The sequence below is a fragment of the Thalassobacterium sedimentorum genome, from assembly GCF_031127905.1.
In the GTDB taxonomy this organism is placed as follows: Bacteria; Verrucomicrobiota; Verrucomicrobiia; order Opitutales; family Coraliomargaritaceae; genus Thalassobacterium; species Thalassobacterium sedimentorum.
Genome location: NZ_JARXIC010000039.1, coordinates 1 through 24,021, shown reverse-complemented (window position 1 = coordinate 24,021; position 24,021 = coordinate 1). Strand labels below are relative to the sequence as shown.

The 24,021-nt window shown below is 51.6% G+C and carries 17 protein-coding genes; 9 read left to right on the top strand and 8 right to left on the bottom strand.

What is annotated here, in order from left to right; genetic code table 11:
• Positions 1-17: 17 nt before the first annotated feature.
• The 3 genes from QEH59_RS16090 to QEH59_RS16080 are packed head-to-tail and all read right to left on the bottom strand — an operon-like array spanning position 18 to position 4,214.
• A complete protein-coding gene (locus tag QEH59_RS16090; protein ID WP_308986408.1) occupies positions 18-1,859 on the bottom strand; it encodes a GAF domain-containing protein in 1,842 nt (613 codons plus the stop codon).
• Between the two features lie 13 nt (positions 1,860-1,872).
• Positions 1,873-2,607, bottom strand: coding sequence for an efflux RND transporter periplasmic adaptor subunit (locus tag QEH59_RS16085; protein WP_308986407.1), 735 nt, complete (start codon positions 2,605-2,607; stop codon positions 1,873-1,875).
• A 41-nt stretch (positions 2,608-2,648) separates the two neighbouring features.
• Positions 2,649-4,214 (bottom strand): TolC family protein, encoded by a 1,566-nt coding sequence (locus QEH59_RS16080; RefSeq protein WP_308986406.1) that lies wholly within the window; start codon positions 4,212-4,214, stop codon positions 2,649-2,651.
• 430 nt (positions 4,215-4,644) lie between these two features.
• On the opposite strand from QEH59_RS16080, the gene QEH59_RS16075 reads away from it, so the two are divergent.
• Both QEH59_RS16075 and QEH59_RS16070 read left to right on the top strand, forming a co-directional pair.
• A complete protein-coding gene (locus QEH59_RS16075; RefSeq protein WP_308986405.1) occupies positions 4,645-5,175 on the top strand; it encodes a hypothetical protein in 531 nt (176 codons plus the stop codon).
• 216 nt (positions 5,176-5,391) lie between these two features.
• Entirely contained in the window at positions 5,392-6,162 is a 771-nt protein-coding gene (locus tag QEH59_RS16070) for a 3-methyl-2-oxobutanoate hydroxymethyltransferase (protein ID WP_308986404.1), read from the top strand.
• Between the two features lie 121 nt (positions 6,163-6,283).
• Here QEH59_RS16070 and QEH59_RS16065 read toward each other — a convergent pair whose 3' ends face one another.
• The 4 genes from QEH59_RS16065 to panC all read right to left on the bottom strand — a co-directional run bounded on the left by QEH59_RS16065 (position 6,284) and on the right by panC (position 10,770).
• The gene (locus tag QEH59_RS16065) at positions 6,284-7,261 is read right to left on the bottom strand and encodes a formylglycine-generating enzyme family protein (protein WP_486679437.1); all 978 of its coding nucleotides are present in this window, start codon (positions 7,259-7,261) and stop codon (positions 6,284-6,286) included.
• A 110-nt stretch (positions 7,262-7,371) separates the two neighbouring features.
• Positions 7,372-8,325 (bottom strand): ketopantoate reductase family protein, encoded by a 954-nt coding sequence (locus tag QEH59_RS16060; RefSeq protein WP_308986402.1) that lies wholly within the window; start codon positions 8,323-8,325, stop codon positions 7,372-7,374.
• The gene (nadB, locus tag QEH59_RS16055) at positions 8,325-9,923 is read right to left on the bottom strand and encodes an L-aspartate oxidase (protein WP_308986401.1); all 1,599 of its coding nucleotides are present in this window, start codon (positions 9,921-9,923) and stop codon (positions 8,325-8,327) included. The genes QEH59_RS16060 and nadB overlap by 1 nt, the downstream gene beginning before the upstream one ends.
• 4 nt (positions 9,924-9,927) lie before the next feature.
• Positions 9,928-10,770, bottom strand: a complete 843-nt coding sequence (gene panC, locus QEH59_RS16050; RefSeq protein WP_308986400.1) for a pantoate--beta-alanine ligase — start codon at positions 10,768-10,770, stop codon at positions 9,928-9,930.
• A gap of 90 nt (positions 10,771-10,860) precedes the next feature.
• Here panC and QEH59_RS16045 point away from each other — a divergent pair, with 90 nt between their 5' ends.
• The gene (locus QEH59_RS16045) at positions 10,861-12,105 is read left to right on the top strand and encodes an LL-diaminopimelate aminotransferase (protein WP_308986399.1); all 1,245 of its coding nucleotides are present in this window, start codon (positions 10,861-10,863) and stop codon (positions 12,103-12,105) included.
• Between the two features lie 107 nt (positions 12,106-12,212).
• Here the strand turns inward: QEH59_RS16045 and QEH59_RS16040 are convergent, their stop codons facing one another.
• On the bottom strand, positions 12,213-13,358 hold the full coding sequence (locus QEH59_RS16040; RefSeq protein WP_308986398.1) for a M24 family metallopeptidase: 1,146 nt from the start codon (positions 13,356-13,358) through the stop codon (positions 12,213-12,215).
• Positions 13,359-13,434: 76 nt separating this feature from the next.
• On the opposite strand from QEH59_RS16040, the gene QEH59_RS16035 reads away from it, so the two are divergent.
• The 6 genes from QEH59_RS16035 (at position 13,435) to QEH59_RS16010 (ending at position 23,833) form a co-directional block, all read left to right on the top strand.
• Positions 13,435-13,944, top strand: a complete 510-nt coding sequence (locus QEH59_RS16035) for a DUF192 domain-containing protein (protein ID WP_308986397.1) — start codon at positions 13,435-13,437, stop codon at positions 13,942-13,944.
• Positions 13,944-15,557 carry a tetratricopeptide repeat protein gene (locus QEH59_RS16030; RefSeq protein ID WP_308986396.1) on the top strand — a complete coding sequence of 538 codons (1,614 nt, stop codon included), beginning with the start codon at positions 13,944-13,946 and terminating at the stop codon, positions 15,555-15,557. The genes QEH59_RS16035 and QEH59_RS16030 overlap by 1 nt, the downstream gene beginning before the upstream one ends.
• A gap of 97 nt (positions 15,558-15,654) precedes the next feature.
• Complete coding sequence (locus QEH59_RS16025) at positions 15,655-16,962, top strand: O-acetylhomoserine aminocarboxypropyltransferase/cysteine synthase family protein (protein WP_308986395.1); 1,308 nt, start codon at positions 15,655-15,657, stop codon at positions 16,960-16,962.
• A gap of 57 nt (positions 16,963-17,019) precedes the next feature.
• Positions 17,020-19,833 carry a PD-(D/E)XK nuclease family protein gene (locus QEH59_RS16020; protein ID WP_308986394.1) on the top strand — a complete coding sequence of 938 codons (2,814 nt, stop codon included), beginning with the start codon at positions 17,020-17,022 and terminating at the stop codon, positions 19,831-19,833.
• 43 nt (positions 19,834-19,876) lie between these two features.
• Entirely contained in the window at positions 19,877-20,650 is a 774-nt protein-coding gene (locus QEH59_RS16015) for a GxxExxY protein (protein WP_308986393.1), read from the top strand.
• Positions 20,651-20,770: 120 nt separating this feature from the next.
• Positions 20,771-23,833 carry a UvrD-helicase domain-containing protein gene (locus QEH59_RS16010; protein ID WP_308986392.1) on the top strand — a complete coding sequence of 1,021 codons (3,063 nt, stop codon included), beginning with the start codon at positions 20,771-20,773 and terminating at the stop codon, positions 23,831-23,833.
• Positions 23,834-24,021: the final 188 nt, after the last annotated feature.

The window sequence follows — 24,021 nt, the reverse complement described above, 5'->3', positions numbered from 1 at the left end:
TAACGTCAATAGGAGGCCTAGAACCAGAATCGCATCCGAATAAAATCGATAATACGGTGAGTCGCCCGCCAAGCGAGGGTGCGATTACCCGCATCGAGTCGAGCCACACCACTCATACCAGGCCGCAACCAATCCGCATCCTCTTCGAGTCGTGCCCGCACAGTAAAGGCATTGCCCTCACCATTCGCCTGCGCCGAGGGTGAAACCATCTCCACGACAAAAGGAAATTGAATGTCAGGACGGCTAGAGAAAACCACCTCGCCTGTTCGATGCCCGGTAATCAGATCAATATCGCGCTCAGCCAGTCGGATCTCGAGAAACAAACCATCCAACTTTGACACCTGCATCAACACCTCGCCCTGCTTGATGGGTGCACCAATGCGCTCACGCAAATCCCCCTGCACCACCACCCCGTCAAACGGAGCTTTCACTTCTGCGCGTGCCAGCTGATAATCGAAGAAATCAAGTCTAGCTTGCGCCTGGTTCTTCTGAGCACGCGCCACACGCAGGTCAGCGAGTTTCCCCTCGGCTTCCGCCAATTCAGCTTCCGCACCATAACGACGAATCTCAGCCAGCGTTTCCGCATGCTGAATGCTCAGATCACGATCATCTAGCGCGAGCAAAGTCTGCCCAGCGACCACGAGATCCCCCGGGCGCACACCTGCTTTTGCAATAAAGCCCTCATAAGGCGCAGGCATATGCGCCAAACTGTCTGGACGTATAATGAAAGTCGCACTCACCCGATAACTATAAGGCACTAACAAAGCTAAAAATAAAATAATGCTGCTCACGATCGCAGCAAATTTGAGCCAGGTGTGATTCGGGCTCAGTGCCTTCGCCAGTAACTCACGCGCACTCGTCGCCCAGCGTGCACCGAACCAACGAGACTCCTTTTTCAAATCAATGAGACGTGGCGCGATCTGATCGCCAATCACACGTAAGCCCCAAGCCTCGGACTCAGTAAATCCAGGACTAGCGCGTTCCACAGTAAGTACCCCCACCACTTCTCCAGCATCCCGAATCGGAACCGAAAGCAAACAAGCCGAACCTGATTTGCGGGCATACACTTCATGGTCGTGATAAATTGCCGTCGAATTTGAAGGAGCGGGCCAAACCAGTTCTTCGTCCTGATCGCGACACTCCTCCATAGCCGCTTCCAGCTCTTGCAAAATCTCCATTTTGCGCTCGAACTTTTCTGTGCCGCTGATCGCAACCACACGCACGTATGGCGCACTCACCCAGCCTAAGCAGACACGCTCGGCGTCCAAGCGACTGGCCACCTCATTGACCAGAGCCATAATCGCAGGTGAATATTTGCGCTGCCCATTGATCACCGCCAACACATCCAAAGCCTCGCGCATGCGATCAATGTCGTGCTCCATTTCAAGCGAAGCTCGATTTTTTTGATACATTCGTGGCGTATCTGCTAGCAAAGGCAAGAGCCCCGACCAGATCTCGGCCTCTGGTGCCGGTCGCGCCTCTGGTGCAAAACGTAATTCCAGCAAGCAGGAGCGCGAGCCTTCATCCGTATCCAGCGGATGTAATAAATGAACCGCGCCTGCTTCAGACTCGGCTGCGACGATCACACCACGCCCCCCCGTCAGCGCCGCGTTGGCCTGCTCTTCAAAACCACTTTGCAAAAACGCACGATGATTCACACCTGCCGCCGGCGATGCTGCCAATAGGTTCCATGTTCCATTGAGGCGAACCATTGAACGCGCCTGACTGGCACCTGTCATCTCCTGAGCGATTTCGGTGAATTGAGCCCAAAACGCAGGCGCATCCCCGCTGAACAGACGAACTCGTTGAAGACGTTCGAGATGCTCCCGAGTTGGTTTGACGAAGTTATTGATGTCCACGCTTAAAGTAGTGTTAAAGAGTTGATTCAGGTGTTAATTCAATGACAGCCCGCAATCCCGGCTTCACAAGACGTTCCTCGTTGGACGCCAAAATCTTGACCTGCAACAAACCACTCGCTGAATCCACTCTCGGGTCAATAAAGTCGACACTCCCAGCGATAACTGGAGAGTCTGCGCCCAATTCAGGAAAAGTCATCTCAACCGCACGCCCCACCGGAAAGCGACGCGAGTCCTCAACCGTCAAAAACAGACGCACGTAGATTTGATCAATATCCACCACTCGAAACATCGGTTCCCCCACGGCAACCATTTCCCCGATCTCATTATTACGCTCGACCACAATCCCAGAGATTGGTGCTCGAATTTTGCGCAGCTCCACCGCTTCTTTAGCGATTTCATACTGTAAACTCGCCAAGCGCAGTTCAATCTCACTGGCCAGCGCTTCGTCTTCACTGATCAACTTTTCACGAAAGAGATTTTGCGAGCCCTTGCTCTCAAATTCCCGCTTACGCAAGGCCGCAGCCGTCCGCTCCATATCGAGCTCCACCGAGCGCACATACAACTGCGCCATCAAGTCCCCTGCTTTAACTTCCGCCCCTTCGCGCACATGCAACTCAGTCACAAAATTCTGCACCGGACTCGAAATGCTCACCTCACGAAATGGAAAGACGAGCCCGGAAACTGGTTGAGCCCACGACACCATCGCAGACATGCATCCCAAGAGGAAGAAAGTGGCTTGTTTTCTCATAATAGATAGATCGACTCAAGGATGACTAAAGGCGCCGCGACTTATTCAGCCACCATGGCAACATGACTCGTAGTAGTCACTTCAAAATTCAACTCCTGACTGAGCGAGCCCATCACCACATACAACTGAGTCACTGCCCGAAAGAGCTCCACCTCAGCCGCTAAAGCACGCGTGCGCGCAAAGCTTAGGTCACGTTGTTGATTCAAAACATTATAACTCGTAGTGAGCCCCGAGACCAAGCGCTTCTCTTCCGCAACCAAGGCCTCTTCGGCTAGACGAACCGACTCCTTCACAAAACCGATACGCTCCTGGGCAGATTCCACTTCACGCACGCTGTTGTCCAATAAAACTAACAACTGGATTTCAGTCTGCTTAGCCGTCAGCAAAGCTTGACGCTGCACACGCTTCGCAACACTCACCTGGGCACGATCCGCACTGCGATCCAAAGGCATCGAAAACACAAGCCCCACCGACCAATCAGGAGTACTACGATTTCCAAAATCATCATAGCTACTGGTAAAACTATCCTGCAGACCATTATAGCCAATCGTCGCTTCAAGGTCGAGTTGCGGCAATAGCTGGTTCTTCGCATAAGCCACACGAATCCCTTCGGCTTCAGCACGCGTCAGCGCGGCCAGATAAATCGGATTCGTTTTCAACATTTCACGCGCCAACACCAGACGCTCTGCCACCGGAACTTCCAAAATACCAGCGGCGCTCGAGCCAATGCGAACCTCAGCACCAAACACATAATCAGCCCCCGTCAATTCTAACAAACGATTCCGTCGCTCAGCTAAAAATGTTCGAGCTCCAACGACCTCTTCCTGTGCCTCTGCCCGCCGAGCCTCCGCTTGCGTTACATCGATCGGAGACATCATCCCCTCTTCTACCCGTCGACGATTTTCAGCGATCAAACCATCAGCTAACTTAACGGCATCTTCTTTAACTCTCAGATTGGCGATTCCAAATTCAGTTTCAGCATATGCAATCAGAATCTGCGCAATCACTTTTTCAAACTCTGAACGTAGTTCGAATTCTGCGCCTAAGACTTCGGTGCGTGCCAAATCAGTGGCCGCCATATTAACCCGTGTCCCACGATTCTTTAACAACGGCTGCACCACCTGCAATTGAGTCGTCGTCTGGTATTCCGGAAAATAACGAGGCCCGGTAAAAGTGCTCGGATTAATCGCTGTCTGATTTGTAGTGTTCTCAATACGATTGGTTGATGTCGTCAGCGCAACACGCGTGCCGTAGGCGTAACGATCTTCAATGCTCATCTGTAGAGACGCGACCTCTTCTTCAAAGATCGGCGCAATACTATTGGTCGCAAAGAATTGCTGTCGATTCTGGGCACGTTCCGATTTGTTAAACCGAGCGCTCGTCGTCGCACGGGCAGCAAAAGCCCCTAACGAAATATTCACTCGATCCTGAGAATTCTCGATCTCCATACGGCCGATTTGAACACTAAAATTATGTTCCACGCCTCGTAGAACCCAATACATCGCGTCATGTGACATCGTTTCCGACACCTTGATAATCTCAGCGGATGCACTCTCCCGCGCTGGCTCATTCCCAACAGTTTGAGCTGCAAGACCCAAAAATGGCATAGAGGTAGTTATTAAAAAGAAGAACGATTTTGGTAGCATCATTTGAAATAACCCTGAATCGACAGGGGGGATAGGTTAGAAAGCTCGCAAAACACGTCTTTTTCAGAAACACCGCAAGATTTTTCCTCAGTTTTACGTAAAGTACACCATCTAAATTCACATCTCAATCACTCGAACACTACTTAGAATGCATAAACGGTGAGCACTAGATAAGGATAAAAAACAACTTAAACATAGCATTATAATTAGTTTTCTCAGCTGCTAAAACACTGACATCATCATCGTAACTAGAAAGCGAGCAAAGCCACTGGCATCCAATCACGAGAAAGCCTCCTTGCGAGTAGAGAACTAAGTGAAAAAAAGCCCACAATGGTTTAAAACGTATACTTAGAGTCGCAATTCATAACAGTCCCCTTCAATCTTAGCTACTATGGAAGAAACGCTCCTCAAATTTTTTACACATCCACTCGTAATTGGACTCAGTACCGGGCTCATTATCGCCATGATTGTTTGGTTTCGATCCTTGGGTAAACTGCGAAACGAACGCGCTGCAACAGCCACCAAAATCCATCAACTCAATGGTCAAATCGAAATCTTAAAAGGGCACCTCCATACACAGATGGAAATTACCGCCAAAGGTAATGAATCCTTAAAAGAAGAACTGGTCGCGATGCAACAGACCAATCGAAATCTAAGTCAGACTATTGGCGCACTCAAGCAGAAGCCGGGACGTGCCGAAATCAGGATGCTCCACCTATACGAAAAGGCGATACGACTGATGAATGCACGGGCGCCGGGCTTCAGTTCCGCATGGGAAAGTGCTGTGGACGAAGCGGAAGCTGAAATCAAACAAGAAGAGTCCGGTCTGATGGGCTGGATTCGCAGGCCCTTTATGTTTCGTCGAGGCACTGCCAGCGAAGCCAAACCATTACTCAGCGATGCAGAGAACACGACTGACTAATCACACCAAACAAAACACACCGAACAAAAATTTAATTATCAACGACTTATAAAGCGAGTACACATTCAGCAGTCAGAGTGATCCGTTGATTGTTTCGCGAGTAAATCGTAGCCGAAACTCCACTCTCCGCGCTAGTAATAAGTCGTAAAGCATGTCATTTTAAATTGCCATTTGCCTGCTTAATATTCTGCGTGACTGTCTCACACTAGCTATGAAATGTATCCAATTCATATGAAGCAGGCATCCAGATTTAGCAAACTCAAGCAGGACGGCATCAAGATATCGATGCTCACCTGTTACGATTATCCGTCCGCCAAGATACAAGATGCCTGTGGCATTGATATAATCTTTGTCGGCGACAGCCTAGCCACCAATGTGCTGGGTTACGCACATCAAAATGACCTGAACTTACAGGAAATGCGCCACCATGTGCGCGCAGTGGCTCGCGGCATCGAACATGCCTACCTACTCGCAGATATTCCCTATGCCGCGTCCCGCGATCTCACCAGTATAATGGATGCTACCGAACAACTCCGGCAAGATGGCGTCGACGGTGTTAAAGTCGAAGGTTTTAAACCGGATGTCTTTAAAGCCCTGGCAGCATCAGCGGTAGATGGTTGGGCACACCTGGGCTTCACACCGCAACTGATTGAAAAACCATCCATGCAAGCCAAAGATAGCGAATCAGCTGAGCAACTGGTTGCAGAATGCATACAGCTGGAAGCGGCGGGAGCGGTTGGCATCATATTAGAACTCGTACCAACCGCAGTGGCCCAACGGGTGAGCCAATCACTTAACATTCCAGTTATTGGCATCGGAGCGGGTCTGAATTGCGATGGACAAGTACAGGTATGGCACGATTTAATTGGTCTCGAAACTAGGGTTTACAAACACGCATTTCGCCAATGCGACGCCCATGCCGCCCAAACCCAAGCAGTCAAAGCCTATATTCGCCTAATCGCCGATGCGGCCTCAGATGAGGCCTAAACCGAATACAGTTAGTGCATTTTCAGTGCATTTTCCGACCGAAGCGGCCTGGGTTGAGCTTGCCCCGATCCTCCCCTACACTTGCAGTGCATACGCTTCATTGCGTTTGCTCAACCGGCCTTCAAGCATCGCGCGCGCAACGGAAACCTAGGTTGGTCGTCGCTGAATCAGGTGTATTCGCAGTGCGAGCACCAAGCCGATAGCGATTGCAATAGCTCTCATGGCATAAAAATGAGCCACCTTTCATCACCCGACTATCGCCGCTGTTGGGGCCTTTAGGATTGATACGGGTCGCCTCGCTTTCGCTGGCATGCCAGGTCGGATGAAACCAATCCGCGCACCATTCCCACACATTACCCAGCAAATTATAGAATCCGTTATCATATTTGCGATAAGCGGTGACTGGTGCCGTCCAGGCATAGCCATCTGCCTCGGAATTGTTCTCCGGAAAATTGCCCTGCCAAACATTACAGCGATGCTTACCACCAGGCTCCAACTCGGTTCCCCATGGATACATGGTTTGTACATTGTCGATCCCCCGTGCGGCCACCTCCCACTCCGCTTCGGTTGGCAAACGCTTCCCCGCCCAATGAGCATACGCCAGGGCATCGTTCCATGACACACTCACCACAGGATGGTCCATACGCTTTTTGATATTAGATCCAGCACCTTCAGGCTTACGCCACTGCGCCCCGTCTATTGCGTACCACCATTGTAACCCCTGCACACTGTGACTCTCACGTAACTTACGCTGCTTCGAATTTGAGAGTTGCCCGATAAACACATAAGCCCAACCGAATTTCTCCGACTCCGTCACATAGCCAGTGGCAGCAACAAATTCAGCAAATTGCGCATTGGTCACCGCAGTTTGATCCAACCAATAACTATCGAGTATAATCTCGCGCACAGGTCCCTCTCCATCCGCCACCCATGCACCAGGACCTTCGTAACCAATCCGAAATCGTCCCCCCTCAACATGAATCATGCCTTGAGTTGAACCTAGCGAAGCCGGCGGCTCGCTAAATCTAAGATCAAGCACTGGTGACTGCCTATCCTGACTGCGCTGTGGCGCACAACATCCTTTTTTAGCTTCACTCATAACAATAATTAACAGAACTGCTGCCCATGATATCAAGACAATCCGAATCACCTGATTACCACAGCCGCGCAGCACGACGGATGCTGCCACCGCGCCGAAAGATGCGCCGATCAAGCACCCGCCAACAAACCCTGCAATTCTTGATATAACTTATCCAATTCGGGCATAGCTGCGCCAAGAGCCTGACCGCGTCGTAAAGGCTCTCCCCAAATGGATTCTAACTCAACTGGCTTCTGAGCTAAGTAATCAATCAATGATGATGGCTTATAGGCACCCATTTTTTCTGTAACAGCAAACTGACCTGAGATAAATTTATCGGAAATAGCGTGACCAGCCAGTTGTGCCGCGGCACGCACTTCCTCCATCAGTATCCGCGAGCGTTGAACGAGTTCAGGGGCGGCCAAAATTTTGTCAGTGGTGATGCCGCCTGCTGCGATAGACAAACCATTGAACGGCACATTCCAGCATAATTTCCGCCACAGTGCAGAATCCAGCTGCGGTGCATGCGTCGTTAACACACCTGAATGATTAAAAACCTCAACCACTGCCTGAGCAGCTTCAGGCCAGCGATCCCGCAAAGAACCAATTTCAACACGCCCCGGATGATAGTTTTCAACGTAACCAGGTGCCGTACGATTCACACAGACAAAACAAAGCCCAGCCAGTACCGGGTTATCAGGAAAATGCTTCGCAAAAAACTCTGCGTTGCCCATGCCATTTTGAAGGCAAAGAAGAATGGTGTGCCCAGGCTCTACGATAGAGCGCAGTGACTCAGTTATTTGCTCATTGACTGTGGATTTGGCCGCAATGATCACACAGTCGGTAGGCGGCATCTTCGTAGCATCGCGCGTCACGTCATCCAACGACACTTCCATCGTCTCCATATGCTCACCGTTACGTGGATTGACCATTGCGATGCGAATACCGTCTGCCGCAAGTGTGTCCGCATCACTGCGGGCTAAAACACTCAAGCGACGATTCGGCCCCACGATACGTCCACCATAATACAGTCCCACAGCTCCGGGCCCCACTAGTGTCCATCGTCCTAAATCAAATGTCTTCATCAAATCTTACTGACTTTAGTATCTTCGGCCCTTTCACACTTATTTGGGTAATCCAAAGTATAATGCAATCCACGGCTTTCTTTACGCTGTAAGGCACAATCGATGATTAAACCTGCCACTAAAATCATATTTCTCAACTGCAGTAGACTTTCATCGACTTTAAAATTCCAATAATATTCGTTAATTTCACGCTCCAAATTTTGAATTCGAGTACGCGCCCGCTGCAAACGCTTAGTCGTGCGAACGATGGCTACATAATCCCACAGCGTGCGCTTCAACTCATCTAAATTATGCGATAGAATCACTCGCTCATCCGAGTCTCGCAAGTCTCCGTCCTTCCAATCGGGCAGCTCGAATGATTCAGGCTCCGCTTTCGATAGATAGCGTTTCAGCGCTTCCGCGCCACGGGTCGCCATCACCACTGCCTCCAAAAGTGAATTACTGGCCAGGCGATTGGCGCCATGCAAGCCGGTGCAGGCCACCTCCCCGCAGGCATATAAACCCTGCAGCGAAGTCTCACTATTCAAATTGGTTTTCACCCCTCCACACAGATAGTGTGCGGCAGGCACCACTGGAATCATATCTTTCTCTAAATGAATCCCTAATGCTGCACAGTGATCGTATATATTTGGAAAACGGTCACGAATCACTTCAGCGGATTCGCCACGTGCATCCAGCCACACATGCGGAGCGCCGGACTGCTTCATCTCTGAATCGATCGCACGCGCCACAATATCGCGTGGAGCCAGATCCTTACGCCGGTCGTAGCGCCCCATAAAGGCCTCACCTGCGAAATTGCGCAAGATTGCTCCTTCCCCGCGCACGGCCTCACTGATCAAAAAACGATCCGAATCATTGGCATAGAGTGCCGTCGGATGGAATTGAGTGAATTCCATATTACGAATTTCGACGCCCGCCCGATACGCCATGGCAATGCCGTCCCCCGTAGCGATGGAAGGATTAGTGGTGAATTGATATACCTGTCCGATGCCGCCAGTTGCCAAGAGAACCGCCGAGGCGGCATATGTCTCGACTTGATCAGTCATGCTATTGAGCGCATACACGCCCAGCACTTTATCATCCGGCGCACCCTCACGAGCTTTGCGCACCTTACTCGCAGTGATCAATTCAATCGCAAAATGATGCTCTAGCACATCAATATTCGCCGACTCAGTAATCCCAAAAATGAGCGCCTGCTCAATGGCTTTACCTGTAACGTCTTTAACATGCAGTATCCGTCTTTTGGAATGCCCTCCCTCTTTGCCGAGTGAGACACGACCATCATCAAGCTGTGTAAACGCCACACCTCGACGTGCCAGTTCATCAATACTGGCTGCCCCATCCTTTAAAATCTCACGCACCACATGTTCGTCACATAGACCATCACCAGCATCCAGTGTGTCGGCCACATGCATGTCGACATCATCTGTCTGCGAGGTCACCGCCGCAATTCCACCTTGGGCGTAATTGGTATTGGAATCTGCCGAATTTTTTTTAGTAATAATGGCCACACGGTGCCCGGCTTCAGCGATTTTCAACGCAAAGCTCAGGCCAGCAATTCCACTGCCGACAACGATCGCATCGTAAAATTTAGACATGCGATTAAAGTTTGATATTGTCAATCAGGCGAGTCTGCTCAGCCCAAGCGGCGACACAGAGCAATTGTTCACCTGGAATAATTTCACGCGCTGGAACCATCGTCTCACGATCGACCACCTGCACATAAATCACGCGAATACGACGCGAGAGCAAGAGATGGTGCGTCACCTCAGCCACAATGCGATCCACACTGCGGGTGCCATTCGCAACCATATCCTTAGCCATCAGTAAGGACTTACTAATATTACTCGCCTCACTGCGTTGCACCTCAGTCAGATACGCATTCCGTGAACTCGTTGCCATGCCATCCGCATCTCGCTGGGTCTCACCAATAACAATTTCAGCTGGAATATTGAGATCAGCCACCATTTTTTTGATGACGGCGCACTGCTGTGCATCCTTCTGACCAAATACTGCAATGTCAGGACGTGTAATATTAAAAAGCTTCATGCACACCGTAGTCACCCCCCTGAAATGATGTGGCCGTGACACGCCACATAAGCCGGCGCTAATACGCTCCTCATTCACATAAGTGGAATAGCCCTGCGGGTACATGTCCTCCACCGACGGATTGAAAACAATATCTGCGCCTCGAGCTCGGCATTTTTCGATATCCGCATCCAACATACGCGGATATTTATCGTAATCTTCGCTAGGTCCAAACTGGGTGGGGTTGACAAAAATCGAAACAATGACCTTATCAGCCTTTTCCTTGGCAATATCAATCAGAGACAGATGCCCCTCGTGCAGGCACCCCATAGTGGGAACTAGCCCGATCAGGCGCCCGCTAGAGCGCAAGCCGATGGCGTGAGATTGCATTTCGTTTACCGATTGTATTGTCTGCATAACAAGATTTTTTCACAGATTAGCTATGTTATGCAGTTTTTCACAATCATAATCAGAACTTAACACATACCAATACCACAAAGATTCAATATGAGCGACCCATATATCCAAGAACTCTTCGCCGAACGCATCGGTGGCAACCAATACGGCAAGTCCACTGCCATCTACAAGTTTGAGAAGATCAAACGCGCAAAAAAGGCGGCCAAAGCAGCCAAGCCAGACGTCGACTTAATCGATATGGGCGTGGGTGAGCCCGACGAAATGGCTTTTCCGATTGTCATTCAGACCCTACAAGAAGAAGCCGCAAAATCTGAAAACCGTGGTTACGCTGACAACGGGGGCGATGAATTCAAGCAAGCTGCCGCTCAATATATGTCGGATGTTTTTGGCGTTAACGATATCGACGCTGCCACCGAAGTGGTTCACTCCATCGGCTCCAAGACAGCACTGTCCATGATCCCGGCCTGCTTCATCAACCCTGGCGATTACGTACTAATGACCGTGCCTGGCTACCCAGTGCTCGGCACACATGCCAAATATTTGGGCGGTCACGTGCACAACATGGAACTGCGCGAAGAAAATAATTTTCTACCTGACTTGGATGCCGTACCAGCCGATGTCTGCGCCAAAGCCAAGATCATGGTACTCAACTACCCGAACAATCCCACTGGTGCTTCCGCCACACTGGAGTTTTTCGAGAAAGCAGTCGCATTTGCCAAAGCCAATAATTTGATCATTTTGCAAGATGCAGCCTACGCATCGCTCATTTTCGAAGGCAAGCCAGTCTCCATCTTCCAAGTGCCGGGCGCCAAAGATGTCGCGATCGAGCTGCATTCTCTGTCCAAAAGCTACAATATGACAGGTTGGCGCATTGGTTTCGTGGTCGGAAATCCACTGATCGTACAAGCCTATGCTGATATGAAGGATAATTCCGATTCCGGTCAGTTCTTAGCAATCCAAAAGGCCGGCGCCGTCGCACTCGCCAACCCACAAATCACAGACGAAATCGCTGCGAAATATTCGCGACGCATGGATCTACTGGTTGATGCAATCAATCAAAATGGCTTCAACGCGAAAAAACCTAAAGGCAGCTTCTTCCTCTATGTAGCGGCACCTAAATCGGCGACTGTCGACGGTCAAACCACAGAATTTGACTCAGGCGAAGCCTTTAGCCAATGGCTGATCACCAACGAACTAATCAGCACAGTGCCTTGGGATGATTGTGGTCGTTTTGTCCGCTTTTCCGTCACATTTGCAGCCAAGGGCGAAGACAAGGAAAAAGAAATCGCGAACGAAATTGCTCAACGGCTCGCAAAGTACCAATTCGCATTCTAAGCTGCGACAGCAATACAATTTACGAGACCGCCGCTCGAAGTCACCAGACTTCGAGCGGCTTTTTATGTACGCCACGCTCGAAGCATGCTATAGTCAAGAAAACGAGATTAACGAATCTCCCATCGATAATGCATGTTCGACAGTTTTTCATAGCCCCCTTTAGTCACCCGAACGACATCTTCGATGCGACAAGCTCCAATTTCGGGATAATAGAGGCCTGGCTCGATGGTAATGACGCTGCCTTCCTTTAATTTCGGCGCCCCCTTGGAAACCCTGGGAGCCTCATGCACATCCAGCCCCAAGCCGTGACCGGTGGAATGGATGAAGCCTACGAAGCCTGTCTGACGACGCTCAGTTATGAACCCCTGAGCCTCAAAACTTGCACTCGCTGCAGCATGTACCGTCTCTCCTTTCACTCCGGCTTTGACACAGTCCATCGCGGCTTGCTGCGCTTTATGTACAGCTGCAACCAGCGCTCTTTGCGCGGAACTAGCCTTCCCCTTTAAGAAAGTTCGCGTCATATCCCCATGGTATCCAGTCTTTTGCACCCGCGGAAAGACATCCACAATGATCAATTGATGAGGTCGCAAAGGTCCATGCCCGACCTCGTGAGGATCACACCCCTGACGCCCCCCAGCCACGATGGTATGACTCGCAGTCGCCCCTTTTTGTAGGCATGCTTGATCAATCACACTACGCAAACGCTCTGATGTCAGTGTTCGGCCTTCATAAAGAATACGATTCCCTTCAATACTTGCCGCACGGAGCACCGCCTCAGCCGCACGTATCCCCGCCGCTGAGGCCGCATTCCCCTGTTTAATCGCACGTGCTTCCGCATCGGACTTTTTGACGCGCTTTGGGAAAAAATCGCCCGTAACAATCTCCACACGATAGCCTGCCTCATAAAGTTTAGCATAATAGACAGCAGGAAAATCAGCAGGTACTTCAATCTTCTTCACCGCAAAACGTTGAGCGAAATAAATCATCAGCTCGCCTGGCCCCACATCCGCCACGGATATCTGGAGGTTCTCAGCAGCTTTGATACGAATTGACTCCAATAGCAATACTTCATCGAACTTCGACTGTTTTGCGACACGTCCATACTCGAGTTGACTGACGACTGCATAGCTTTTCTTTTGCGCGATGATCGCCAAATATGGGTCCGGAACAAAAACTCCAGCAAGATAAAGAGCGTCTGCACAAGAATCAGATGCAGCGTAAAGAAGACGGATTGTAGAGGATTTACTTTTCATTAGTCAGGAATGCCCTAATGCTCTTTACAATGTAATCTCTCGCTGCTGTCACGCATGGAACCTGAATAATTTAAACATGAAGCAACATTTTATCATTCTCCTCACTCTATGGGTGCTCACGCTGGTCGCCTGTCAGCCCACACAAGAGAGCCCCAACGCTACGGCAGACAGCCAGACCTACTTTCCCATCACGATCGATGGGCACGAGCTGCAATTACAGCTCGCACTCAATGCTGCAGAGCAACAAAAGGGGCTCATGCATCGAGATACACTTGCCGAAGACCACGGTATGTTGTTCCTCTTCGACCAACCAGGTCAAAGAGCCTTTTGGATGCGTAACACCCGGATACCACTCGACATCGGCTATTTCGACTCCAACGGGACCTTACTTGAGGTACACAAGCTGTTCCCCTATGATGAAACCTCGGTTCCCTCAGCCAACGCAACTGTTTTAATCGCAGTCGAAACCAATCGTGGCTGGTACCAGAAGCATCATGTCAAGCCGGGCGCTCGCATCGATCTTACAGCGCTCCAAACTGCTCTCAAACTACGTAAGCATCCTAACTCTGCCCTCCAACATCCATAATGCCTGACTCAAGCCCCAAGAGCCCTCGACGCCCACGCCAAGGTACCCTCATCAAACCGCCCACTGACGAGCGTGATGCGCCTATAACACGGCGTAAACGTATCAAGACAGCAACACCGAAACCCGCCGGCTGGCTCGCCTACTGCCTGCTGGTCTTACTGACCATTGGTAGCTATGCCCCAATACTGACTTCAGACCTGATATGGTCTGAATATGACGAAGTGCGACGCAGCCCCTACCAGAGCATGGAATCATGGACTGAAGTGCTATCATCTGCAAACATTCGGACTGCAGATCCGATTAGCCTGAGCTCCTACTTTTTAGAGCAACAAATCCCTTTCGATGCGGCCGCCACACATCACGGCATTAATTTAATACTACATATTGTTGCTGCGATTTTACTCCTAAAAGTACTCGATGCCCTCAAATTACCAGCCGCGTTCTCCGCGTCGCTCATCTTCGCCCTCCATCCCGCCGCTCTCCAAACTCTCTACTGGACTGGCTATCGCGAAGAACTCATTGGACTAATCTTACTGCTGAGCGCGCTCTACCTAGGGGTTCGCAATCGCAACGCACAGGACTATTTCGCACTATTAATCCTTAGTACGATGGCCTATTTAGCCCATCCAGCGACCTTGGTCATACCACTGATCCTGGCACTATGTATCTTTCAGCAAAATTCGTCTTTTCACCTGAAAGATTATAACCGTCTCCTGCCCCTAACATGCTTGGCGCTATTCATCGGCGTATGGACACAGGCCCCCCAGACAGGACTTGAAGTCAATTTCAGTGATCGGCTCAGTATCTATGCACAAAATCTATTTTTTTACTTAAAGCAGGCCTTGGTTCCGATTGAACTCTCTCTATTTCATCCCTTTGACCAATCCAAAGGCTACAGTGTCGGAGCTCAGCATAGTTTTTTACCTTTTTTGCTGTTTATCCCATTTTATATCTTAATCGCGATCAACTTTAGAAAGCCCTGGGCCCGTGGAATCCTGCTAGGCCTCACCAGCTATCTGCTGTTGATTATCTATGGGCTCTGCAGAACGGGTAGCTTTCTCGACGGCAGCCTCGCGAATGAAGACCACCTTCACTACATCGCGCTACCTTTTCTAATCGCACTCGTCACCACCAGTGTCGGAGGCATTGCCCGCGGCATGGGCGCCACTGGTAAAGTCCTTTGGTACTTTATATTTCCGATCGTGATCGTCGTACAAATTCTGATCACCTCAAACTATGCACTGAATGTGAGCGATCGTCAGCAACTTTGGTTCGATATCTCAGAACAATGGCCGGAATCTTGGTTACCCAAACTGGCACTAGTCCACACACTACAAAATAGTGATGAGCCAAGCCCACTTATGAATGCCAACAAGATGATCGAAATGCTGGAAAGCATTCTTAAGGATAAACCCGAACGCATTCAAGAACGACAACTTCTGGCACGCCTCTATCGCGATGAAGGCCAAAAAACAAACGCACTGCGTGAATATAAACGCATATTACGTGATAGCAGCCCTGACAATGAAATCTTACGCGAAGCCGCCAAATTCTACGATGAACTCGGCCTAACCTGGGACGCCAATAACGCGCGAGCCCGCATCACTCAATAGACAGTTTTTGACTTCACACACGTGGTCACCTTACTTTGAAATCAACAAGCCACCGGGGCATCGTCCCGAGCGGCAGGAACCCCCAACACAACATATTATGACAACAGTAAATAAAACCGGACTCGGCACGCGGTCACTTCACGCAGGGCATACGCCCGATAAAGAAACAGGCTCGCGAGCGGTCCCGATCTATCAAACGACCAGCTATATGTTCAACGACACCGCGCATGCTGCACGTCTCTTTGGTCTCGAAGAGCTAGGCAATATTTATACGCGTATCATGAACCCAACCACCGATGTGCTTGAAAAGCGCGTCGCCGCACTCGAGGGAGGCGTGGGTGCACTCGCTCACTCCAGCGGTCAAGCGGCCATCACCAGTGCCATCTTGAATATTGCCTCGGCTGGTGACAACATCGTCTCCGCCGCTCAACTTTACGGCGGCACTTACACTCTATTCAAATACACCCTGCCCAAGCTCGGCATTGAAGTACGCTTCGCCGATGCCACTGATCCAGCCAGCTTTGCACCCCTCATCGATGCTAAAACGAAAGCTATCTACGGCGATACAGTAGGTAATCCTAGCCTCAACATTTTCCCTTTTGCAGAGGTCTCTGCAGTCGCACAGGAAGCCAAACTACCACTGATCATCGACAGCACAGTGGCCTCGCCCTGTGTTTGCCGGCCATTTGAGCATGGCGCCAACATCGTAGTGCACAGCCTGACCAAGTTCCTCGGTGGGCACGGCACCAGCATTGGTGGTATCGTAGTTGACGGCGGCAACTTCGACTGGAGCAGTGGCCGTTTTAACGAATTCACACAACCAGACCCAAGCTATCATGATTTAGTCCACTGGGATGCGTTTGGCGCCTTCGAACCCGCAAGTGGAGCCAATATTGCTTACATCATGAAGATGCGACTACAATGGCTGCGCGATGTCGGCAACTGCGCCTCTCCTTTCAATTCCTTCATGCACATTATGGGGATCGAAACCTTACAGCTACGCATGGAACGTCATTGCGAAAATGCCCTCAAGGTGGCCAAGTTTTTAGATACGCATAGTGCCGTCAGCTGGGTCAATTATCCTGGCCTAGAAGACAGCTCGCAACATGACGCCGCGAAACGGTATTTCGATACGGACAAATTCGGTGCAATGGTTGGCTTCGGTGTCAAAGGTGGCCTAGCAGCGGGCGGTAAGTTCATTGATAAACTCAAGCTCTTCAGCCATCTCGCCAATATTGGAGATGCCAAATCGCTGGCCATCCACCCCGCCACCACCACGCACTCACAGTTGACCGAGGCGCAGCAAATTGCGGCAGGTGTCACACCAGACTTCGTGCGTCTCTCCGTCGGCATCGAAGACATCGACGACTTGCTAGCCGACCTCGATCAAGCGCTCAAAGCCTAATGACTCAGTATCTCAATCCCTCCGTTTAAGGCGGGACTCCAAGATCACCACAGCTCAGTGCCTACAATAACACCCCACAGCCTCGACTGGAACCAACCGCTGCTCCCAGCGGTTACCGAGCGACTGCTTTCATTAACTGAAGGCAGTCTGCTCGACCTCAGTCACCTACTGGTCATCGTGCCGACGCGCCAAGCCGGTCGGCGCCTACGCGAGGCTTTGGCCGTGGCCATCAGCGATCAGAAGCGGGCCCTCCTCCCCCCGGACATCCTCACCCCGGATACGCTGCTGAGTCGGGCACTCAAGCATGCACCCATCGCAAACGAAGCGAGTGTCACCGCCGCCTGGGTTGAGGTGCTCAGCAGCATCGATCCACGCCACTTTGAAACACTCTTTCCCGTCGCCCCAGAGCCGGACGTAAATTGGCAGTTCGGCATGGCACAGCGTATCATGCAAGTACACAACGAACTCGGCGAGGAAGGCCTCGGGCTCTACCAAGCAGCCCAACTCGCCGGCGAAAGTGGACAAGAAAGCGAACGCTGGCAGGAACTGGCACGACTTGAAGCGCTCTATATCGATCAGCTGAGCTTACATGGCTTGCTCGATCCCAAACAAGCACGCCGCGAAGCCGCCGAGCGGTTCACCGCCCCCCCGGGTATCGAGCGCATACTTCTGATCGCCACGCCCGATGCACAGGCACTGCCACTCAAGGCCTTGACCAATACCGTGGATACGCTGCCCATCGAAGTCTGGACCTATGGCAACGCCGAGCTCTTTGATTCATGGGGACGCCCACACACTGAATTCTGGAATCAGCGCGCGCTGGATTTCGAAGGTTGGAACTGCCAACTCAAAGCCAGCCCCGAGCCCAAGGTAGCCGCCACCGAAGTCGCGGCGATGACCACCAACGCAAAGCCGGAATCGATTCTCATTGGCCTCGCCGATAGCGATCTAGCTCCGCTGCTGGCCGACGAACTAACGCGCAAGAACATTCCGCACTACGACCCCGAAGGCACGCCCCTGCACCTTGGAGGCATTGGCCGACTCACCGAACTCCTCTGCCAACTCAGTCAGGAAGCCAACATTGCCAACGTGCGCACACTACTGCAGCACCCCGATTGCTTCGCCTATATTCAAGCCAGCGATTCGCAGCCACACTTACTGCGCAAACTCGACCAGTGCTTCGAACGCCACCTGTGCGCCGATCTGGATGCACTCATTCAATTTACCGACGATGCACGCCTGCGCGGCGCTCTCAAAGCGCTCAAAAGCCTGCAGTATTCCATCAAACAAGCCAAACACTTTAGCCAAGGTCTATCCAACGCACTCAAAGACATTTATGCCGATGTCGAAATCGACACCGGCGAGTCCTCCAAGCCATGGCGTGAACGTGCGGAGGCCGTGCGACAACTTCTCGCCGAAGTTGCCACCGCTGAAGACACTTTTCCCAAACTCTCGACAGACCTGGCACGTAGTCTGGTGCTACAAGGTCTGCGCAAAGCCAAAGTGCACCCCGACCGCCCACGCCAGGCACACGACTTACTCGGCTGGCTCGAACTACTTTGGAACGACGCGCCGCAACTCGTCTTAATGGGCCTGAACGAAGGTAAAGTGCCCGAATCAGTCATCGGCGATGCCTTTCTCCCAGAAACGATGCGCGCCCTATTCGGCCTGCGCACCAATGAACAGCGCTTCGCTCGCGACGCCTATCTAATGGAGGCGATCTGCCGCCGCCGCGCCGGTGAACGCGGCCAGGTGGACATATTGGTGCCACAAAAAGCCGCCGATGGCAGCCCCGTCAAACCCTCGCGCCTACTCTTTCTTGGCAGTGCCGACACCCTACTCCCACGCACGCGTACACTCTTTGCCCAGTCCGATACGAACGAGCCCCCCACCGATTACTCCATCCCTTGGAAGTTGAGCCCCCCACCTGGTCTCCCCCTGCCCGAGCGCATTTCAGTCAGCGCCCTAAAAAACTATCTCGAATGCCCCTTCCGCTTTTTCCTACGGCACATCATGCACATGCGCCCAATCGACCTAGAGTCCCGTGAAATGAGTCCCGCCGCCTTCGGCACCTTGCTGCACGCCATTCTAGCCGAGCTCAAAGGCCTCAGCATTGATTCACAAACTAAGCCATCCGATCTAATCGCCAAACTACATGCGATTGCCGAAAACGAAATCGAGCACAAATTTGGACGCGAACTCTCCTTCGCATTACGCCTACAGAAAGAAGCCATCCTGGCACGTATCCAAGCCTACGTAGAGCGACAAATCGAAGACATCCGCACAAACGGAAGTATTCAAATCCTCCATACAGAATCCAAGTTTTCCGCCAAGCTCGAGGGCATCGAGCTAAGAGGAGTGATCGACCGCATCGATCAGCGCGGCGATCGCATCGAATTAACCGACTACAAAACTGCCGACAGCCCCAAGAGCCCCGAAAAAGCGCACCTCGCCCCCCTGGCACGCAAAGAGCCTCCCGCACACCTGCCTGAGGAAGCCTTCTTCGAACATGGCAACAAACGCTACCGTTGGATCGACCTACAGTTGCCGCTCTATGTGTATTCCCAATTAGAAGCCGGCAAAGAACGTCCCCGCGTAGCCTATATCAACTTAGCCAAAACCTTAGAAAAGAGCGAAATCGCCCCCTGGGAGGACTTCACTCAGAGCCACGTAGACTCCGCCATCGCATGTGCCGAAGCCCTGATACGCCAGATCAAAGCAGGCGTATTCTGGCCCCCCAATCCCGACCTAAGAGAGGATTACGACGACTTCGCCCCCCTCTTCCCCGACGGCATAGAAAACTCCGTAAAAGCCGAAGCCTTCCAAAACTACCAATTCACGAAAACAAATGATATGGCAGAATCATTATAGGCAGAATCATTACTGATCCGCCTCCAAAATCCACCTGATCTCCATGCCCATAAGTTTCTCAAAAATAATTCAGGTTACGCACCAGGATGATTTCCATGCGATTGATCACATGGTAATGAAATCGGCATTTGAGATACACAATGAGATCGGCCGATTACTGGATGAAAAAGTGTATCAGCGAACTTTATTGCATAGACTGACATCCCGCGGACTACAATGCGAGTTAGAGTCTGAAATACGAATCACTCACAAAGAATTCCAAAAGTCCTATTTCATCGATCTAATTGTTGATGGTGTCCTATTCGAAACCAAAACCACTGCTCAATTAAAACCTCAGCATGAAGCACAACTATTAAACTACTTACTGCTAACAAATACACAACACGGTAAGCTTATCAATTTCCGCCCAAACTCAGTTCAAAGTAGGTTTGTATCCACAACACTCAGGTCATCCGATCGAGCAAAGTTTAAAATTACAGCAGAAGATTCAGCTATCGCCGAAGTCCTGCACGACCTGCTGTCGGACCTCGGCACTCACTTAGCGATCAACTTGTATAGTGACGCACTTCGTCAATTACTAGACAGTGAGCTCAAAGAAATCTCATTAAGGGATGCAAAGAAATTCATTGGAGTTCAAGCAATGCCAATGCTAACGAACACAGAAGCGCTCATAGTCACAGCTATCGCACAAGCACAAGGAATTGCTTCTTATAAAAAGCACCTGACACGTTTTTTGACCATAGCAGACCTCAAATCTTTCAATTGGATCAATTTCAACAATCGAACAATCACCCAATCGGTCCTCCTACGAAAATAGTGAATCAGCAAGCTCCAGAAACACCCGAAACGTAACTCACCTTCCCTATAAAATGATTCTGCCCCCAATGATTCTGCCTAATAAATTAATCCATACCAAGTCATTCTGCAAAAACTCACAGTGAACTCACTTCAACACATCGCGATTTCCGCTTCCGCTGGCTCGGGTAAGACTTACCAGCTGACCAACCGTTTCATCTACCTGCTACACCTCGCCGAGCAGCCGGAACGTATTATCGCACTCACCTTTACCCGCACCGCTGCCGGCGAGTTCTTTCATAAAATCATCGAGAAACTCAGCGACGCCGCCAGCGACCCCCAAACGGCCGCCCAGCTCTCCGCAGAACTACAAATCGACGCCGACGCTGCACGCTATCACCATTTGCTGCGCATTTTAATCAGCCGCATGCACCAACTCAACCTGCAGACGCTCGACAGCTTTTTCTTTCGCGTTGTCTCCGCCTTTGCACTGGAACTCGGCCTATCCGGCAGCCTCAACCTACTCGACGAGACCTCCGAGCCGCGCCTGCGCAATGAAGTGCGCGACAGCATCGTACATCGCCCCGGCGAGCTGAACGAAGAACTACACGAATTTTGGCAGGCCTTCAAACAGGCCACCTACGGACACGATGCACGCAAAGTCGAATCCATTGTTTCCGATTTCATCGAACAGCTCTACAATCTCTATCTGGACGCCCCTCAAGCCACACTCTGGGGCGAAGCCGCGCGTATCTGGCCACAAGGTTGCCCCTGGACCTGTGCTCAGGCACCCGACTGGGATCAATTGGCCAACAGCCTGCGCGCTGCCGTGCCCGAGGACTTTATGAAGTCGCAAAAAAACGACTTCGAGAGCGCCGCGACCAAGGTGCAAAACTACCCAGTCAAAGAAGAGCTCAATACCTTGCTCAATAACGCCTTTGCCGTGGCACGAGACATCCTGGCCGGGCAAGCCATTCTCAAAGTGCGCAAGGAGATCGACCTGCCGGCCCCGCTCTGCACGGCCCTAGCCGACATTTTAAAGGCCATCGTCTGGCATCATTTACAACGCGCCCTACAAAACACTCAAGGCGTCTATCGCATTCTTGAGGCCTACCACCAAAACTACGACCGCTTGGTGCGCCGCCCGGGGCGACTCGCCTTTGCCGACCTCACGCACTTGCTCTCCCCCGAAACTCTCGGCTCCCCCATGGGTGTCGGAGACAGCAATGCCCGTGAATTGATGGACTTTCGCTTAGACGGGCAATTCGACCACTGGCTATTCGACGAATTTCAAGATACCAGCCGCCCACAGTGGGCCGTCGTTCGCAATCTAATCGACGAGATCTTACAAGACGCCTCCGGGCAACGCTCACTCTTCTACGTCGGCGACACCAAGCAATGTCTTTACCTATGGCGCAACAGTGATGACCGTCTCTTTCACGACATCCGCGCGCAATATACCAATATCATCGATCAACAATTAGCCGAATCTTGGCGCTCAGCCCCGGCGATTCTCGACGCCGTCAATGCCAGCTTCCAAGACAACGCACTCATCGCCGAAACCTTTTCGCCCGACGCAGCGCAACGCTGGGCCAACGCTTGGAAGCCGCATACCGCGTCCAAAGCCACCGCAGCACTCAGCGGCTATGCCTGCTGGTTAGAAGCCAAGAAAAACGACAGCCCCACCCGCAACGAACGCATACTCGAAATCCTCACCCAGCTCAACCCGATCGAGCGTGGCATGAGTGTCGGCGTGCTCGTACGGCGCAATAAAGACGCCAACGAAGTGGCCGATTACCTGCGTGAAAACAGCGCCTTCCCCGTCCACACCGGCTCCGCAGTCAAGCCAGCCGAAGACAATGCCGCCGGAGCCGCACTGCTCGCCATGTTGCGACACGCGGCACACCCGAGCGATCAACTCGCCGCAGGCTTTCTCCAACTCATCGACGCCTCCACCGGCGCAGACTCATTACTCGCAGCCACCAATGAACTGCGCACCCGTTTACTCCGCGACAATCACGAGTCCGCAGTGCGCTGGGCTTGCCAACGCATCCTGACCAAACTCACCGCCCAGGACACTCGCCACCGCACACGCCTGAATCAACTCATTGAAAAAGCGCGCGCCTTCGACAGTGAGGACAGTCGTGACCTGGACGCCCTATATCGCTACCTACAAAATAGCAGCAGCGGCGACTGCGCGCCCGGCGATGCCGTGATCGTAGAAACCATTCACAAATCCAAAGGTCTCGAATACGATATTGTCATACTCGTCAACGAAGATAAAGGCGGCGGCCCCGGCGATCGCCGCATCAGTGCCCTGCTGGACAGTCAAGGCAAAGCCCAATGGATACTGGAACCGATCAAGAAAGATCTGATGACCGCCGACCCCGAATTGTCACGCTTACAAGCGCAAAGCGAAAGCCAACAAGACTTCGGCAATCTCTGTACACTCTACGTTGGCATGACACGCGCCAAGCGCGCGCTCTACATGATCAGCGATTTCAGCCGAGTCAGCAAACGCTCCAGCGTACACTACCTACGCCAATGCCTCGGCGACGAAGCCGACAGCGAAGGCCTAATCTGGGCCACCGGCGATCCCGATTGGCATCAGTCATTTAAGGCGAAAGCCCGCAAGTCCACGCCCCCGGAACTGCCCCCCATTCACCCCAAATTCGAGCCCGCCCATCCACGCCTACAACTGCAACGTCCTTCAAGCGACAAGCACACACGCCTCAAAGCCAGCACACTCTTCGACTACCAGGCCAACGCCGCCGAATTTGGCACACAAGTCCACGACGCCTTTGAACAAATCGCATGGCTAGAGGCAACAAGCCCGATGGATCCACTCTTGCACGAATGCTTTGCGAATCCAGACATCCAAGCACTCTTCACACAGCCCACACAAGCAGTCGAACTCTGGCGTGAAAAAGCCTTTAGTTATGTCGAAGGCGAGCAATTCATCAACGGGGTCTTCGACCGTGTCCACATATATAAGGATGCGTCGGGCAAGATCACGCAGGCCGAAATTATCGACTATAAAACCGACCGCATACGCGAAGGCACAACAATCACACAGGCAGCCGAAAAACACCGCCCCCAATTACAAGCGTACGCCAAAGCACTAGGAAAAATAACGGGCCTGACCAAAGAGCAAATTCAATTAACATTAATCTTCACGCACACATCCCAACTCCAGCAATTATAGCCCATCTTTGTATTGGACGTTCAATGTTCAACGTTCCCAGTATTCCACCTCGCAAAAGATTCGATGTTCAATGTTGAACGTTCAATGTTCAACGTTCCCATCTCACAAAGCACGCCGCACGGCCGCATAACCCGCACACGACTACGACGAGCCTTCCAAAATATCCAAGGGACTCACCGTCAAATCCT

Excerpts from the sequence above, each read along its gene's own strand:
- QEH59_RS16085 (WP_308986407.1), bottom strand. The coding sequence starts at position 2,607 with ATGAGAAAACAAGCCACTTTCTTCCTCTTGGGATGCATGTCTGCGATG.
- QEH59_RS16080 (WP_308986406.1), bottom strand. The coding sequence starts at position 4,214 with ATGCCATTTTTGGGTCTTGCAGCTCAAACTGTTGGGAATGAGCCAGCG.
- QEH59_RS16075 (WP_308986405.1), top strand. The coding sequence starts at position 4,645 with ATGGAAGAAACGCTCCTCAAATTTTTTACACATCCACTCGTAATTGGA.
- QEH59_RS16070 (WP_308986404.1), top strand. The coding sequence starts at position 5,392 with ATGTATCCAATTCATATGAAGCAGGCATCCAGATTTAGCAAACTCAAG.
- QEH59_RS16065 (WP_486679437.1), bottom strand. The coding sequence starts at position 7,261 with ATGAGTGAAGCTAAAAAAGGATGTTGTGCGCCACAGCGCAGTCAGGAT.
- QEH59_RS16060 (WP_308986402.1), bottom strand. The coding sequence starts at position 8,325 with ATGAAGACATTTGATTTAGGACGATGGACACTAGTGGGGCCCGGAGCT.
- nadB (WP_308986401.1), bottom strand. The coding sequence starts at position 9,923 with ATGTCTAAATTTTACGATGCGATCGTTGTCGGCAGTGGAATTGCTGGC.
- panC (WP_308986400.1), bottom strand. The coding sequence starts at position 10,770 with ATGCAGACAATACAATCGGTAAACGAAATGCAATCTCACGCCATCGGC.
- QEH59_RS16045 (WP_308986399.1), top strand. The coding sequence starts at position 10,861 with ATGAGCGACCCATATATCCAAGAACTCTTCGCCGAACGCATCGGTGGC.
- QEH59_RS16040 (WP_308986398.1), bottom strand. The coding sequence starts at position 13,358 with ATGAAAAGTAAATCCTCTACAATCCGTCTTCTTTACGCTGCATCTGAT.
- QEH59_RS16035 (WP_308986397.1), top strand. The coding sequence starts at position 13,435 with ATGAAGCAACATTTTATCATTCTCCTCACTCTATGGGTGCTCACGCTG.
- QEH59_RS16030 (WP_308986396.1), top strand. The coding sequence starts at position 13,944 with ATGCCTGACTCAAGCCCCAAGAGCCCTCGACGCCCACGCCAAGGTACC.
- QEH59_RS16025 (WP_308986395.1), top strand. The coding sequence starts at position 15,655 with ATGACAACAGTAAATAAAACCGGACTCGGCACGCGGTCACTTCACGCA.
- QEH59_RS16015 (WP_308986393.1), top strand. The coding sequence starts at position 19,877 with ATGCCCATAAGTTTCTCAAAAATAATTCAGGTTACGCACCAGGATGAT.